The following is a 15,419-nucleotide window of genomic DNA, read 5'->3' on the forward strand; positions in this document are numbered from 1 at the left end:
TATGCCAAAGCCACCAACGACCCCAGCCAAAACAAAGAAAAAGCCAAAAGCTCAACCGAAGTCTAAGTTTTCTATCAAATCCTTATTATTTATAATCGTCGTCTTTCTTTTGCTCGTATTCGGTGTGCTTTGGGCAAGTTTATTTAAGAACTATCCAGTCGAAGGGAAAAAGCAGGTTCTAGTCATTTCTTCGGGAGATACTTACTCAAAATTTATTGATCATCTAGCCAAAGAAAATAAAGTTAATTTCCCTATTATTTTAAAGATTTATCAAAAATTTATGATTCATGACAGTTTGAAAGCTGGTGTGTATGAAATCAATAAAGGGATGAGTGTTCGTCAAGTACTTGATATGCTATCTGATGCTGAAAATGCACAAATGAATCGTATTTTGGTGATTGAAGGGACAACTTTTAAACAATTGCTACAGAATTTAAAGAAAGATCCGAATGTTAGCAAGACTATTTTAGATCTACCACAAGACCAATTATTAAAAGCTTTAGATATTCCTTATTCACACCCTGAAGGTTTATTTGCACCAGATACTTATTTCTTTGCCAAGGGCGAAACTGATAAAAAAATCTTAACGGATTTATATCGCCGTCAAATGAAATCCTTAGATGAAGCTTGGGCAAAAAAAGCACCTAACTTACCCTATAACGATAAATATCAAGCTTTAATCATGGCTTCGATTATTGAAAAAGAAACTAGTTTAGATAGTGAACTAGAACAAGTTTCAGGTGTATTTGTACGTCGTTTAAAAATCGGTATGCGCTTACAAACTGATCCAACTGTAATCTATGGTATGGGGGATAATTATAAGGGGAATATCACTCGCAATGATTTACGGACAGCAACGCCTTATAATACATACACGATCAATGGTTTGCCGCCAACTCCGATTGCATTGCCAAGTAAAAAAGCGATTGAAGCAGCAATGCATCCAGACGATGCTAAAAATATTTACTTTGTTGCTACAGGTAATGGTGGACATAAATTTACAGCTTCTTTAGAAGATCATAATCGTGCAGTTCAAGAATATTTAACTGTGTTACGTGCAAAGCAAAAGTAGGATGAATGATGTTTATTAGTTTTGAAGGTACGGAAGGTGTAGGTAAGACGACACTCATCCGTAAAATTCATCAGTACTTTGAACAGCAAGGTAAAGAAGTCGTTTTGACGCGTGAACCAGGTGGAACGCCGTTAGCTGAACAGATTCGCTCTTTATTATTAGCGGTGAATCACGAAGAGCAAATGAGTCATGATACTGAGTTGTTATTGATTTATGCAGCACGTGCGCAACATTTACAACAAGTCATTATCCCTGCTTTAAATGCAGGTAAGATCGTTTTAAGTGATCGTTTTACTGATGCCAGTTTTGCATATCAATGTTCTGGACGTGGTTTAAGTCAGGAAAAGTTGCAATTATTAAATCAAACTTTTGTGGCGAAAATGCCGAATATTACCTTTTGGTTGGATGCGCCGATTGAATTGGGCATGACCCGTGCGAGAGAGCGTGGTGCACTGGATCGTTTTGAGCAAGAGAAGTTGAGTTTCTTTGCTAAAGTGCGTGCAGGTTATGAGACCTTGTGGCAAGCAGAGCCTGAACGGATGAAGCGTTTGGATGCAACACAGAATGCGGATGTTGTGTTTGATGAAGCTTTGCAATATTTGAAATAGGTAAGTCCTCATGAATAAAGATCATGGCAGCTATCATCTAGATAAGACAATTGATACTATATCGAATCATACTGAGCTCGCGACTTTTATTAAGAAACTACGTCAGAATCTTATAGATGATTCAAACAGTTGGGAGAATATTAATCTGTCTGATTTTCTTGATGCTTTAGCTTCATGGACTGAAGATATGGATGGATATTATAAAAATACAGATCAGGTTGACCGTTTAGATCAGCCTGATTGGAAAACCTTTGCAGAAATGCTCATGGCTGCTCGAATTTATGAATAATTTTAGTGGCTAAAGATAAAGAAGTATCTTTAGCCTTGATTTTATTACTGATTCACTAACGGCTGTTCCACTTTAAAATTCGGTGGTGTTAACACCGTTTTGCGAATTTCATTAGAAAGCTCAGGATAATCCAACGTGTAATGCAAACCACGTGATTCCTTACGTTCCATCGCACAACGTACTATCATTTCGGAAACTAAAACGAGGTTACGCAATTCGATCAGGTTCTTACTGACGCGGTAATCTTGATAGTATTCGTTGATTTCACGCTTCAACATCTCAATACGATGTAACGCACGTTGTAGACGTTTAGTGGTGCGAACAATACCCACATAGTTCCACATGGTTGAACGCAATTCATCCCAGTTTTGTAAGATCACAACATCTTCATCGGCATCAGTCACCTGTGATTCATCCCAAGACGGTACATCTGGAAATTCAAAGCTTAGGTGATGTTTGCTTTGAATGTCTTCTGCTGCACTCATACCATAAACGAAACATTCAAGCAGTGAGTTACTTGCCATACGGTTAGCACCATGTAAGCCAGTATATGAAGTTTCGCCAATCGCATATAAACCATCTAAGTCAGTTTGGCTATGCTCATTTACAACGACACCACCACAGGTATAGTGCGCTGCTGGAACAACAGGAATCATATCTTTAGTAATATCAATCCCAAGTTCGAGCAAGCGTGCGTAAAGTGTAGGGAAGTGCTCAGTGATAAATTCAGGTGATTTATGTGTGATATCTAACCAAACATGACGAATACCTAGACGTTTGATTTCATAGTCAATTGCACGTGCAACAATATCACGTGGCGCAAGTTCAGCACGTTCGTCAAGACGTAACATAAAACGTTCACCATCAGGCAAACGTAAATAAGCACCTTCACCACGCATGGCTTCAGTAATAAGGAAAGAACGCGCTTTCGGGTGATATAAACACGTTGGATGGAACTGGTTAAATTCCATATTGGCAACACGACAACCAGCTCGATAAGCCATCGCGATACCATCACCTGTTGCAATGTCTGGGTTAGATGTATAGAGATAAGCTTTCATTGCGCCACCACAGGCCAAAGCTGTGAAAGGGGCTAAGAATGTATGAACTTGTTCTGTTTTTTCATTTAATGCATATAAACCAATCGCACGATTATTTTTGTCTTGATGACCAAGCTTGTGTAGTGTGATGAGGTCAATCGCAATATAATTTTCAAAAATTGTAATATTTTTACGTTCTTTAGCACGTTCAACAAGCGTGGTTGAAATTGCCTTACCTGTTGCATCAGCAGAATGAATGATACGGCGTTGTGAATGACCACCTTCACGAGTTAGGTGTAATTGCTCATCATCATCTAAAGTGAATTGAACACCTTGCTTCAATAAGAAATCAACAGAAGGCTTGCCACCTTCGACTGTATGTTTCACGGCGTCCAACTCACAAAGATGTCCGCCTGCAATCATAGTGTCATTAATATGCTGTTGAATTGAATCAGTCTCGTCTAAGACCGCAGCAACACCACCTTGAGCATAAAAAGTACTGGCTTCTGTGAGCTCAGCTTTTGCTAAAATGGCAATGTTGTAATGACTCGGTAAAGAGAGTGCAAGACTTAAACCTGCACCGCCACTGCCCACAATTATCACGTCGAAATGGTGAATTGTTTTTAAATCAGGCATGTCGATCTGCTTCAGTTTTAAACGTTCGCTAATGACAACGCTTTTTAACAAAAAAGGCAAGTGCCAATCTGCCTAGAATTGAACGATTTTTTAGCGAATGTAAACAATTTTTACTGATATGAATTGTCAATCACCTTAAAGTCTAACAAGGATAAGTATTCAATACATCATTTTAATCTAATATTAAGCTGCCCACGATAAAACGTTAATAAGCTTATAAATCATGGAGACTTTCTCCATAATTTATTCACATTTCAATATGCTACATCGTTGTATGCATTGAAAATATCAACATATTTTTACGAAGATTACAGTTGGGTTATGATACAAACATAATCTTAATATTCTATAGATCATTAGTACGTAGGTTCTCACTTCATGAAAAGTCGCTATTTACAACAAGGAATGTATGCTGCGGTATTTACGGTTGCTGCAGTACAGGTTAATGCTGCTTCACCAGTAGATTTTTCAAATCTCGTTGAGCAGGTGAGTCCTGCAGTTGTCAGTGTCAATGTTGTAAAAAAAATGACTCAGGAAGAGTTGTTACAGCAACAAGTGCCTGAAATTTTACGACGTTTTTTTGGTAATCAAGTCATTATTCCCCAACAACAGGGACCACAAGAAAAAACAGGTTATGGTGCTGCATTTTTCATTAGTAAAGATGGCTATTTGGTTACTAACCACCATGTGGTTGAAAATGCATCACGAATAACTATTATCCTAAATGATCGCCGAGAACTTGATGCAACTTTGGTGGGTAGTGATGAGCGCACTGATGTTGCTGTGCTTAAAGTAAATGGTGCAAATTTCCCAGAATTAAAAATTGGTAATGTAAATCAGCTAAAAGTTGGTGAACCTGTCCTAGCGATTGGATCACCTTTCGGTTTTGACTATTCTGCGTCGGCAGGTATTGTGAGTGCTAAATCGAGAAATATGAGTGGTGAAACATCGACTCCATATATTCAAACGGATGCTGCATTAAACCCAGGTAACTCAGGTGGTCCATTATTCAACCAACGTGGTGAAGTGGTTGGTGTGAACTCGCGGATTTTTAGTGGTACAGGCGGCTATATGGGTTTGTCATTCTCTATTCCTATTGATGTCGCGATGGATGTAGTCCAACAGCTTAAAACCAATGGTAAAGTGACTCGTTCATACCTTGGCGTGATGTTGCAAGATATTGATCGTAACCTTGCAGAAGCATACAAATTACCAAAACCAGAAGGCTCATTGATTAATCAGGTTACACCGAAGTCACCGGCTGAAAAAGCAGGTTTAAAGTCTGGGGATGTGATTTTAAAAATTAATGGTTCTTCTATTTCCCGTACTAGCGATTTGTTAAATGTATTAAATCGCGTGGCGCCTAGTCAGACTGTTCAATTAGAAGTATTACGTGACGATAAAGTCCGCACTATTTCAGCAACTTTAGGTACTGCACCAGACGATACGCCAGCCGCTGAGGATAAAAACAATCCAACCAGTGGTCTAGGAATGAGCATTCGTAATTTAACGCCTGAAGAGCAAGCGAAATTGGATGTCCGTGGTGGGATATTGGTGCAAGATGTTAAACGCGGTGGCTTGGCATCATTATCAAACATTGTTGCAGGTGATGTTATCCTTCAAGTAAATGGTACACCTATTTTAAATAGTCAAATGTTTGTAAAAACAATGGCGGCTCTACCAAAAAATAGTGTAGCTCGAGTCGCTATTATTCGCCAAGGCCAGCGTGCAATTTTAGGTTTACGTTTGCCTTAAGCTATTGTTCATTTTTTAAAAACCACCCTAAAAATAGGGTGGTTTTTATTTTGTAATGTATAAGTGTTTAGATTAGTGTATGCGACTGAGCTTGGATTGATGAAATAAGTAGGTTTATGAGTACTATTTTTGATTTGAGAATAACTGTACAACCTGAACATATTGATGTTTTAGGTCATGTCAATAACGTCATGTATATTCAGTGGATGCAAGATGTCGCAGCAGCGCATATTGAAAAATTAGGTTTAGGTCTAGCTCAATATTTAGAACTCAAACATGCAATGGTGGCGGTAGAGCATCATGTTCAATATCGGAAAGCAGCACTTGAAGGTGAAGAAATCATCTTACGGACATGGTTAGATGATATTAATGCGCTCTATTCCTTTCGTCAGTACGCATTTTACCGTCCAAAGGATCAAAGTATTTTATTCGTAGGGAATACCAAATGGGCGTGTATTGAAATTACAACAGGTCGTCCAAAGCGTATGTCACCGAGTTTTACTCATGCCTACCAACCGATTGGGTTGGATTTAAATCCGATGGATTTTTCAACTTTATATGAGTAAATCGAAGGACTGAAATCACCATCTAGAGGCTTTGATGGGATAATTATTTTGAATACTTTGAAATGCTGTTCTGCTATAATCCCCGACAATTTTGTTAAACCGCTTTGGCTCATGACTTGTTATAAGTTTCGAGCATTCTATTTTGTTAAGGTAACCCATGGCGCAAGCTAAAAAATCCGTAGATATCAAAAATATACGTAATTTCTCGATTATTGCTCACATTGACCATGGTAAATCAACCTTGGCAGATCGATTCATTCAAATGTGTGGTGGTTTACAAGATCGCGAGATGCAAGCTCAAGTATTAGACTCTATGGAGCTTGAGCGTGAGCGTGGGATTACCATTAAAGCTGCATCGGTAACCTTGTATTACACCCATCCAAATGGTCAAGAGTATCAATTGAACTTTATCGATACACCAGGGCACGTCGACTTTTCTTATGAAGTGTCACGCTCTTTGGCCGCATGTGAAGGTGCGCTTTTAGTCGTCGATGCTGCGCAAGGTGTTGAGGCACAGTCAGTAGCAAACTGCTATACGGCAATTGAGCAAGGGTTAGAAGTTTTACCCATCTTAAATAAGATTGATTTACCTCAAGCTGAACCTGAGCGTGTCATTCACGAAATTGAAGAAATTATCGGAATTGAAGCGACAGATGCGCCAACCTGTTCAGCAAAAACTGGTTTGGGGGTTGAAGGTGTTTTAGAGCGCCTAGTAGATGTGATTCCAGCACCAGAAGGTGATCGCGATGCACCTTTACAAGCATTAATTATCGACTCATGGTTTGATAACTATTTAGGAGTTGTTTCTCTCGTTCGAATCAAACAAGGTCGTATCCGCAAGGGCGACAAAATGTTGGTGAAATCAACGGGGCAAACTCACCCAGTTACATCTGTTGGCGTATTCAATCCTAAACATACTGAAACAGATATTCTCGAAGCGGGTGAAGTTGGCTTCGTGATCGCTGGTATTAAAGATATTTTTGGTGCGCCTGTGGGCGATACAATTACTTTGTCGAACACACCAGATGTTGCTATTTTACCAGGTTTTAAAAAGGTTAAACCGCAGGTCTATGCGGGTCTTTTCCCAATTGATGCTAGTGACTTTGAACCATTCCGTGAAGCGCTACAAAAATTACAAATTAATGACTCAGCGCTGTTCTTTGAACCAGAAAGTTCAGATGCTTTAGGCTTTGGTTTCCGTTGTGGCTTCCTAGGCATGCTTCATATGGAAATTGTACAAGAGCGTTTAGAGCGTGAATACGATCTTGATCTAATCAGTTCTGCGCCGACAGTAATTTATGAAGCATTGACTAAAAAAGGCGATATTATTTATATCGACAGCCCATCAAAAATGCCTGATGGTTCAACAGTTGAAGATTTGCGTGAGCCGATTGCAGAGTGTCATATCCTTGTGCCACAGGAATATCTGGGTAATGTCATGACGCTATGTATTGAGCGCCGTGGTGTGCAAAAAGATATGAAATTCTTAGGTAATCAAGTTTCAATCACTTTTGAAATTCCTATGGCAGAAGTGGTCATGGATTTCTTTGATAAGTTGAAATCTTGTTCACGTGGTTTTGCATCTTTAGATTACAACTTCGTGCGTTTTGAGAGTTCAGCTTTAGTTAAGGTTGACGTGTTAATTAATAGCGAAAAGGTGGATGCTCTGGCAATGATTTGCCACCGTCAAGATGCGCGTCATCGCGGTATTGCTTTGGTTGAGAAGATGAAAGATTTGATTCCACGCCAAATGTATGATGTTGCAATTCAAGCGGCAATTGGTGCACAAATCATTGCACGCTCTACCGTAAAAGCCATGCGTAAGAATGTATTGGCAAAATGTTATGGTGGTGACGTTTCACGTAAGAAGAAACTTCTTGCGAAACAAAAGGAAGGTAAGAAACGTATGAAACAAGTAGGAAGTGTTGAAATTCCTCAAGAAGCGTTCTTAGCCGTATTGAAAGTGGATAGATAAAGAAAAGATGAGCGAGGTGGTTTTTCGAACCTCGCTACAAGACGAGCAGCTGTGCTGTGAGAGAGGGCGTGTGGATTTTGATTTTAATTTGATTCTGGTACCAGTTACACTAATTTTTTTTCTAGTGTGGCTACTCGATAAATTTGTACTAAAACAACGTGCAAATAAAGGGCGTGATCAGGAAAATTTTGTTATAACGTGGGCATATGATTTTTGGCCCGTGTTAGCAGTAGTCTTAATCCTTCGTTCTTTCTTATATGAACCATTTAATATCCCATCTGATTCTATGGTGCCCACCTTAGAAACAGGTGATTTTATTTTAGTAAATAAATTTGATTATGGTGTGCGTTTACCGATTGTAAATGCAAAAGTAATTGATGTAGGTGAGCCAAAACGTGGTGAAGTCATCGTATTTCGTTATCCACCACAACCAACCATTAGCTATATTAAGCGTGTGGTGGGTTTGCCAGGCGACCATATTCAGTTTAAAGCTGGACAATTAATTATTAACGGAAAGCAAATTGCTAAAGTCGCAACTGAATTTAAACGTGATAAAGATCAATTAGAAACTCCTACAGTTTATTACTTTAAAGAAACATTAGGTGAACACCAGCATTTAATTCGTTATTTAGATGGTCGTAATCCTTTAGCAGAACAATTTCAATTTGCAAAGTTACGTGGAGCTGACGCACTCGTTCCATTTGTTGCCAAAGAAAATAATGTTTTTATTCAAAGTAATGGGCAGGATTGGGAAGTAACTGTGCCGAAAGGACAGTATTTTGCAATGGGTGATAATAGAGATCAAAGTGCAGACAGTCGTTTTTGGGGATTTGTCCCTGAAGCGAATTTAACTGGTCGCGCTTTTTATATTTGGATGCATAAAGAACCTGGTTTTAACCTGCCAAGTTTCAATCGCAATGGTAAGATTAACTAATAAAAATACATAGGAAGTATGCAGATGCGTAAATCTCAACAAGGGGCATCTTATATCGCAATATTGTTTGGAGTGATTTTATTTGCGATGGCTGTGAAAGCAGCAGTCGCAATTTGGCCAGCTTATTGGGATGATAAAATTATTGATACGCAGATTCAGGAATTATTAAAAGAGAGCCCTGATAATGTGACTCCAGCAAAATTTACTGCTCAAATGGAGCAAAGAATGGAAATGAACAATGTGAGAGACTTACGTTTTCCAAATATTGCTCAAGTGACTTATAAGGACGATTTAGTTGTAAAGAAAAAGTATGAAGTGCGTAAACCCTTCGTATTGAATATTAGTTTAGTTATGAATTTTGAGAAGACTTTTGACCAAAAATCTGCAAAACAAGCTCAATGATACACGGCTGCAAGGTCGAATAGGTTACCAGTTTAAACAGTTTGAATTGTTAAAACTGGCTTTGACCCATCGTTCGGTCAGCCATAAACATAATTATGAACGCCTAGAATTTCTAGGCGATTCATTATTAGGGATGATTGTTGCCAATTATCTTTACCATACCTACCCACTTGAAAATGAAGGGCGTTTAACGCGTATGCGTGCGACCTTGGTTCGTCAGGAAGCATTGGGGAAAATTGCAAATGACTTACAATTGAGTCGGTCATTAATTTTAAGCACAGGCGAGTTAAAATCGGGTGGACACCACCGAGAGTCAATTCTGGCGGATACCGTTGAAGCCATTATTGGTGCTATTTATTTAGACAGTAATGATCTCAACTTGCTCGAACGCATTGTGCTAAAATGGTATGAACCATATCTTGATCATATCGAACCGACAGATCAGCTAAAAGACCCTAAATCACGTTTGCAAGAGTATTTACAAGCACGTAAAAAACCTCTCCCAGTTTACGAGGTTGTAGATATTCAGGGTGATGCCCCGAATCAACATTTCAAAGTGGAATGTGATGTAGTGGGATTGCCGAAAATTCAAGGCGAGGGCTCAAGTCGTCGTTTTGCCGAACAAACGGCAGCGGCAGAGATTTTAAAATTATTGGAGCAATAACCTGATGTCTCATTCAGAAGAAAATAAGCCAGAAGCAACTCAACAGCAAGATGGCAATAATGTAGTTGATCAATTTTTTAGTTCTCAAGGAACGACCATTCCTTCGGATTTTAAAAGCGGTTTTGTGGCTATTGTTGGGCGTCCAAACGTGGGCAAGTCAACTTTGATGAACCATATCTTGGGTCAAAAACTATCTATTACTTCACGTAAGCCACAAACCACACGCCACAAGATTGTGGGAATTGACTCGCGTGAGAAATCACAGGCTGTATTCGTAGATACGCCTGGGATGCATAAGAAAGAAGTACGTGCGATCAATAAGATGATGAACCGTGCTGCACATTCTGCATTGCGTGATGTGAACTTGGTTTTATTTGTGGTTGATGCACAAAAGTGGACGCAAAACGATGAATTGGTTTTGGAAAAACTTAAAAATGCAGATATGCCTGTGATCCTCGTGATCAATAAACTTGATACATTTGAAAATAAAAATGAGGCTTTACCACTGATTCGAGAGCGTGCCAAGCTCATGAATTTTGCTGAAATTGTTCCAGTTTCAGCATTGCGTGGTGCAAATCTAGATCATTTGCGTGACACGATTGAAAAATATTTGCCATATCAGCCACCTTTGTATTCATTAGATCAAATTACTGATCGTTCTGAGCGTTTCCTTGCGAGTGAGATCATTCGTGAGAAAATTATGCGTCAGTTAGGTGAAGAGCTTCCATATGATTTAACGGTTCAAATTGAATCATTTAAAACTGAAGAAGCAGCCGTAAATGAAAAAACAGGTCGTTTAAAGCCACCTTGTACGTATATTGATGCGACCATTTTTGTGGAACGCCAAGGGCAAAAAGCCATTGTGATTGGTGATAAAGGTGCGAAGCTGAAAAGCATCGGCATGGATGCACGTACAGACATGGAAAAAATGTTTGAGCAAAAAATTATGCTAACGCTTTGGGTGAAAGTCAAAGGTGGTTGGTCTGATGATGAGCGTGCACTCAAAAGTTTGGGTTATAGCGATATTTAATCGCATTTAAGATAACGGAAACAGGTATGAAAATAACAATTCGTATACTCGCGATTGTGACATGTGTATTTATGTTGCAAGGCTGTATTCACAAGGTTGTGACTGTACCTGTTAAAGTTGCTTATAAGACCACTAAAGGTGTTGTTAAAGGAACTGCTGCGGTTGTTGGCGCAGTGATTCCCGATGGCGATGATGAAGAAAAGGATGAGAAAAAGAAGGACTAGTCTCGTACTATGATGCGCAATGAAGTCCTACATGGTTATTTGATTCATCATCGTAAATATCGTGAAAAAAGTCATATTGTGCATTTATTTACACAAGAATATGGTCGGGTGGATGGGATTCTAAGACAGACCCCACCGCCGCAATATCAGCCTATTCGTCTGCAAGCCACAGGCAAATCTGAACTAAAAAACTTTACAAAACTGGAAATTCTGAATCAACCTGTATTCTTTCATGGTGATGCATTTTTTGCTGGTTTTTATTTAAATGAAATTCTATTGCGACTATGTCCCTTAGAAGAGATGATGCCGCAAACATTTGAACAATATCAGTTAATTTTAGTGCTGTTACAGCAATTGGCGACACACGAACAAGCTGCTGTATTTCTTCGGCAGATTTTGCGTCAATTTGAGCATGTACTATTGGTGGAACTTGGCTACGCCATTGATTTCTCAATAGATGCGAGTCAACAAGACATTCAGGTCAACCAGCATTATCAATTTCAACTCAATGATGGTTTTTTACCAGTTTCACAAGCCTCGCGTTCAACACTTGATGGTGCATTGATTACATCTATGCAAAGTTATGAAGATGGGCAGGATTTTTCTCACGAACAATTGCAATTATTGGGTAAACTATACCGTCAAATGATTAGCGCCTTGTTGGGTGATCGACCGCTGAAAAGCCGTCAACTTTGGATTCAAAGTACACAAACTTGATATTCCTGATGTATTGAAAATAATGATTCAGGGCTAAACCGATAGGATAATTTTTATGGCTGTAATCTTAGGTGTAAACATTGATCATGTTGCGACATTAAGACAAGCACGTGGTACAACTTACCCTGATCCAGTTCAGGCTGCTTTAGTCTGTGAACAGGCAGGTGCTGAGGGGATTACTTTGCATTTGCGTGAAGATCGCCGCCATATACAAGATGATGATGTACGTCGTATGCGTCCATTGTTAAAAACACGTATGAATCTTGAATTGGCGGTAACTGATGAAATGGTTGCATTTGCCAAAGAGATTCAGCCGCAACATGTGTGCTTTGTACCCGAGCGTCGTCAAGAAGTCACCACAGAAGGTGGCTTGGATGTCGTAGGTCATTTTGAAAAAGTAAAGGCGGCAACTGAAGCACTGAAAGCGATTGGCAGTGATGTGTCTTTGTTTATCGATGCAGATTTTGCACAGATTGATGCAGCTGTGGCATGTGGTGCACCAACCATTGAAATCCATACAGGTGCTTATGCTGATGCCGAGACAGATGAGCAGCAACAAGCTGAATTAGCTCGTATTATCAAAGGTGCTGAATATGCAGCGGCAAAAGGTTTGGTTGTGAATGCTGGGCATGGATTGAATTTGGATAATGTTGCCGCGATTGCAGCAATTCCACAAATTCATGAATTAAACATCGGACACTCAATTATTGCCGATAGTGTATTTGTTGGTTTGGCTCAAGCAGTAACAGATATGAAAGCAGCGATTCAGGCTGCTGCGAGATAAGTTGATGAGTAGTGTAAATTATGATGAGTTGATGCAACCTGTCATCGCATTTTTGGGTTGTACGACTCCTCGGGCGTGGTTAGATGAAGCCATTAATAATCTGGACATCTTAATGCAAGACCATGCTAACTGTGAGAAAAAAGCGGCAAGTACAGCGATGAACTTGATGTTCCGCTATAGCTTTTTTACCGACTTACAAGTGAAATTGGCGCAATTGGTGCGTGAAGAAATGCTGCATTATGAGCAGGTTTTGGAATTCATGAACAAACGTGGTCAAGAATGGAAGGGCTTGAGTGCAGGGCGCTATGCTGGTGGATTGCGTAAAGAAATCCGTACCTATGAGCCTGAGGCTTTAATTGATGTCATGATTATCGGTGCATTTGTCGAAGCACGCTCGTGTGAACGTTTTTATGCGCTGGCACCTGTTGTGGACGATGAGCTAGGGCGATACTACCGCTACTTACTTAAGTCTGAATCTCGTCATTTTGAGGATTATTTGGCTTTAGCTTTAGATGTTGCAAAAACGGCGAAACTTAAAGATCCAGAAGAGACGATCCAGCAACGTATTGAATATATCCGTGAAGTGGAAAAAAATCTGATTTTAACTCCAGATGATACGTTCCGTTTCCACAGCGGTGTGCCAACGCCGGTCGCCGCCTAAGCTGATTTAAAAGACAAAAAGCTTCTGTTGATCAGGAGCTTTTTTATTGGTCACTTTTGTTATTAAGCAATAAAAAAAGCCCCGATTATTGATCAGGGCTTTTTTAGAATCTTGGCTCTTCCACCTGGGCTCGAACCAGGGACCTGCGGATTAACAGTCCGTCGCTCTACCGACTGAGCTATGGAAGAATAGTAGATTGGCTCTCCAACCTGGGCTCGAACCAGGGACCTGCGGATTAACAGTCCGTCGCTCTACCGACTGAGCTATTGGAGAATCTGATGCGCATTTTAGGGATGAATTTCAGATGCGTCAATAAGAATAATAAATAAAATGAATCGTTTGCTTGATAAATATGCTTTTTAATTTTTAATTATAAAAAAACTGCCCGAAGTGGGCAGTTTTTATTCAAGAAATAAAAATTATTTCTCAACACCTGCTGGTTGACCAGCAAGTTTTGCATTTGCATAGTCCCAGTTTACTAGGCTTTCTAGGAAAGTTGCGATGTATTTTGGACGTAAGTTACGGAAGTCGATGTAGTAAGCATGTTCCCAAACGTCGATTGTTAATACTGCGATTTGACCGTGAGCAAGTGGAGTATCTGCATTTGCGGTTTTAGTAATTGATAATTTACCATTTACTTCGTCAGCAACTAACCAAGCCCAACCTGAACCGAATTGAGTCGTTGCAGCAGCAGTGAATTCTTCTGCAAATTTTTCATAGCTACCAAAAGCTTCTTCGATTTTAGCTGCGATTGCGCCAGTTGGTTTACCACCACCGTTTGGCTTCATGCTGTTCCAGTAGAATGTGTGGTTCCATACTTGTGCAGCATTGTTAAAGATACCTGCTTTAGAAGCGTCACCAGCAGATGCTTTAATGATTTCTTCTAAAGTTTTACCTTCAAGGTCAGTGCCTTTGATTAGGTTGTTTAAGTTAACAACATAAGTATTGTGATGTTTATCGTGATGGTATTCTAAAGTTTCGCGAGTAATGTGCGGAGCTAAGTCATCATAGCCATATGGAAGTGCAGGTAAAGTAATGGTTGTCATGTTCCAATCCTTGCAATTGCTGGGTTTTAAGTTAAGTGGCTCTATTGTAAATGATTCCAAACATAATAGGGCAGTCTTTTAAAGAACGATATACAATAAAGGTTCAATTAAAAACGATAAATAAAATCGGATTCGTCAATTCTATTAAATTGGATTATTTAGTTCAAAATAGATCGTTTCTACAGCAAACTGATTTGTAATTGCTTGAGCAAGACGTTGTACGCCATATCGTTCAGTTGCATGATGACCACAGGCAAAATAATGAACCCCTAATTCTTTAGCTTCATAAAAAGTACGCTCACTGACTTCGCCAGAAATATAAGCATCACAATCTTTTTCTGCTGCTTTATTAATAAAATCTTGAGCGCCGCCTGTGCAAAATCCTACTTTTTGGATTTGAGTTTTCTCGCTCGGCAAATGAATCACATTAAAATCAAAAATAGCCTGTAAATTTGTTTTCAATTGCTCTGGGCTTAATGGACTTTCCAAATAACCTATATTTCCAATCGGATGCATTTCGAATGGATCTAAAGCTTCTAGCTTTTGTAAACCGATTAAATCTGCAATTGCGGCATTATTGCCAAGTGTGGAATGTGAGTCTAAAGGCAAATGGTAGGCGATCAAAGAGATGTTGTTCTGAATTAATTTTTTGATTCGATTACCACGCATACCTGTAATAGGGTAGGCTTCACCTTTCCAAAAGTAACCATGATGGACAAGTAAGGCATCTGCTTGCTGCGCAATAGCTGCATTAATTGCATCTTCTGAGGCTGTAACAGCACAGACTATTTTATTTACATCAGGCGTGCCTTCAATTTGTAAGCCATTGGGTGCGTAATCTTTAAACTCACTAACTTTTAAAGTTTGATTACACCATTGCACAATATCATGCAAATTTGCCATGCGATTCCTCAACTGAATGACATTTATAGATTTAGCTTAATAAAAGCATATTTTTAAATGTAACTAAAGCTAGACAAAACTTTTTTAACTTTTACATTGCTTTAAATCAATTT

The 15,419-nt window shown here is 39.3% G+C and carries 17 protein-coding genes and 2 tRNA genes; 14 read left to right on the forward strand and 5 right to left on the reverse strand.

The window, feature by feature from the left end; genetic code table 11:
• The first annotated feature begins 1 nt into the window (after window position 1).
• The 3 genes from mltG to CDG59_RS08680 are packed head-to-tail and all read left to right on the forward strand — an operon-like array spanning window position 2 to window position 1,969.
• Window positions 2-1,072: an endolytic transglycosylase MltG gene (gene mltG, locus CDG59_RS08670; protein WP_087544851.1), complete on the forward strand. Its 1,071-nt coding sequence runs from the start codon at window positions 2-4 to the stop codon at window positions 1,070-1,072.
• A gap of 8 nt (window positions 1,073-1,080) precedes the next feature.
• Window positions 1,081-1,680 carry a dTMP kinase gene (tmk, locus tag CDG59_RS08675; RefSeq protein WP_087544853.1) on the forward strand — a complete coding sequence of 200 codons (600 nt, stop codon included), beginning with the start codon at window positions 1,081-1,083 and terminating at the stop codon, window positions 1,678-1,680.
• A gap of 10 nt (window positions 1,681-1,690) precedes the next feature.
• Entirely contained in the window at window positions 1,691-1,969 is a 279-nt protein-coding gene (locus CDG59_RS08680) for a hypothetical protein (RefSeq protein WP_087544854.1), read from the forward strand.
• A gap of 44 nt (window positions 1,970-2,013) precedes the next feature.
• Here the strand turns inward: CDG59_RS08680 and nadB are convergent, their stop codons facing one another.
• Window positions 2,014-3,651: an L-aspartate oxidase gene (gene nadB / locus CDG59_RS08685; RefSeq protein WP_171295019.1), complete on the reverse strand. Its 1,638-nt coding sequence runs from the start codon at window positions 3,649-3,651 to the stop codon at window positions 2,014-2,016.
• 372 nt (window positions 3,652-4,023) lie between these two features.
• Between nadB and CDG59_RS08690 the strand changes: the two genes are divergently transcribed.
• The 11 genes from CDG59_RS08690 (at window position 4,024) to CDG59_RS08740 (ending at window position 13,357) form a co-directional block, all read left to right on the forward strand.
• Entirely contained in the window at window positions 4,024-5,400 is a 1,377-nt protein-coding gene (locus tag CDG59_RS08690; protein ID WP_087536431.1) for a Do family serine endopeptidase, read from the forward strand.
• Between the two features lie 116 nt (window positions 5,401-5,516).
• Window positions 5,517-5,966 carry an acyl-CoA thioesterase gene (locus tag CDG59_RS08695; RefSeq protein ID WP_087544857.1) on the forward strand — a complete coding sequence of 150 codons (450 nt, stop codon included), beginning with the start codon at window positions 5,517-5,519 and terminating at the stop codon, window positions 5,964-5,966.
• A 157-nt stretch (window positions 5,967-6,123) separates the two neighbouring features.
• On the forward strand, window positions 6,124-7,941 hold the full coding sequence (lepA, locus tag CDG59_RS08700) for a translation elongation factor 4 (protein WP_087536433.1): 1,818 nt from the start codon (window positions 6,124-6,126) through the stop codon (window positions 7,939-7,941).
• 70 nt (window positions 7,942-8,011) lie between these two features.
• A complete protein-coding gene (gene lepB / locus CDG59_RS08705) occupies window positions 8,012-8,875 on the forward strand; it encodes a signal peptidase I (protein ID WP_087536448.1) in 864 nt (287 codons plus the stop codon).
• Between the two features lie 24 nt (window positions 8,876-8,899).
• Window positions 8,900-9,277: a DUF4845 domain-containing protein gene (locus tag CDG59_RS08710; protein WP_004661247.1), complete on the forward strand. Its 378-nt coding sequence runs from the start codon at window positions 8,900-8,902 to the stop codon at window positions 9,275-9,277.
• Window positions 9,246-9,941 carry a ribonuclease III gene (gene rnc / locus CDG59_RS08715; RefSeq protein ID WP_087544859.1) on the forward strand — a complete coding sequence of 232 codons (696 nt, stop codon included), beginning with the start codon at window positions 9,246-9,248 and terminating at the stop codon, window positions 9,939-9,941. Before CDG59_RS08710 ends, rnc begins: the two co-directional genes overlap by 32 nt.
• A gap of 4 nt (window positions 9,942-9,945) precedes the next feature.
• Window positions 9,946-10,971: a GTPase Era gene (era, locus tag CDG59_RS08720; RefSeq protein WP_087544861.1), complete on the forward strand. Its 1,026-nt coding sequence runs from the start codon at window positions 9,946-9,948 to the stop codon at window positions 10,969-10,971.
• 26 nt (window positions 10,972-10,997) lie between these two features.
• The gene (locus CDG59_RS08725; protein ID WP_087544862.1) at window positions 10,998-11,195 is read left to right on the forward strand and encodes an NF038104 family lipoprotein; all 198 of its coding nucleotides are present in this window, start codon (window positions 10,998-11,000) and stop codon (window positions 11,193-11,195) included.
• A gap of 9 nt (window positions 11,196-11,204) precedes the next feature.
• Window positions 11,205-11,912 carry a DNA repair protein RecO gene (gene recO / locus CDG59_RS08730; protein WP_087544864.1) on the forward strand — a complete coding sequence of 236 codons (708 nt, stop codon included), beginning with the start codon at window positions 11,205-11,207 and terminating at the stop codon, window positions 11,910-11,912.
• Between the two features lie 55 nt (window positions 11,913-11,967).
• Window positions 11,968-12,696 (forward strand): pyridoxine 5'-phosphate synthase, encoded by a 729-nt coding sequence (pdxJ, locus tag CDG59_RS08735; protein ID WP_087544865.1) that lies wholly within the window; start codon window positions 11,968-11,970, stop codon window positions 12,694-12,696.
• Window positions 12,697-12,700: 4 nt separating this feature from the next.
• Window positions 12,701-13,357 carry a tRNA-(ms[2]io[6]A)-hydroxylase gene (locus tag CDG59_RS08740; RefSeq protein WP_087544866.1) on the forward strand — a complete coding sequence of 219 codons (657 nt, stop codon included), beginning with the start codon at window positions 12,701-12,703 and terminating at the stop codon, window positions 13,355-13,357.
• Window positions 13,358-13,469: 112 nt separating this feature from the next.
• On the opposite strand, the gene CDG59_RS08745 is transcribed toward CDG59_RS08740, so the two are convergent.
• The 4 genes from CDG59_RS08745 to CDG59_RS08760 form a co-directional block, all read right to left on the reverse strand.
• Window positions 13,470-13,545 (reverse strand) — tRNA-Asn (locus CDG59_RS08745).
• A 9-nt stretch (window positions 13,546-13,554) separates the two neighbouring features.
• Window positions 13,555-13,630, reverse strand: a tRNA-Asn gene (locus tag CDG59_RS08750).
• Between the two features lie 146 nt (window positions 13,631-13,776).
• Entirely contained in the window at window positions 13,777-14,403 is a 627-nt protein-coding gene (locus CDG59_RS08755; RefSeq protein ID WP_004670542.1) for a superoxide dismutase, read from the reverse strand.
• Window positions 14,404-14,547: 144 nt separating this feature from the next.
• Window positions 14,548-15,306, reverse strand: a complete 759-nt coding sequence (locus CDG59_RS08760) for a Nif3-like dinuclear metal center hexameric protein (RefSeq protein WP_087544867.1) — start codon at window positions 15,304-15,306, stop codon at window positions 14,548-14,550.
• Window positions 15,307-15,419: the final 113 nt, after the last annotated feature.

This window comes from Acinetobacter sp. WCHA29 (genome assembly GCF_002165335.1).
Lineage (GTDB): Bacteria > Pseudomonadota > Gammaproteobacteria > Pseudomonadales > Moraxellaceae > Acinetobacter.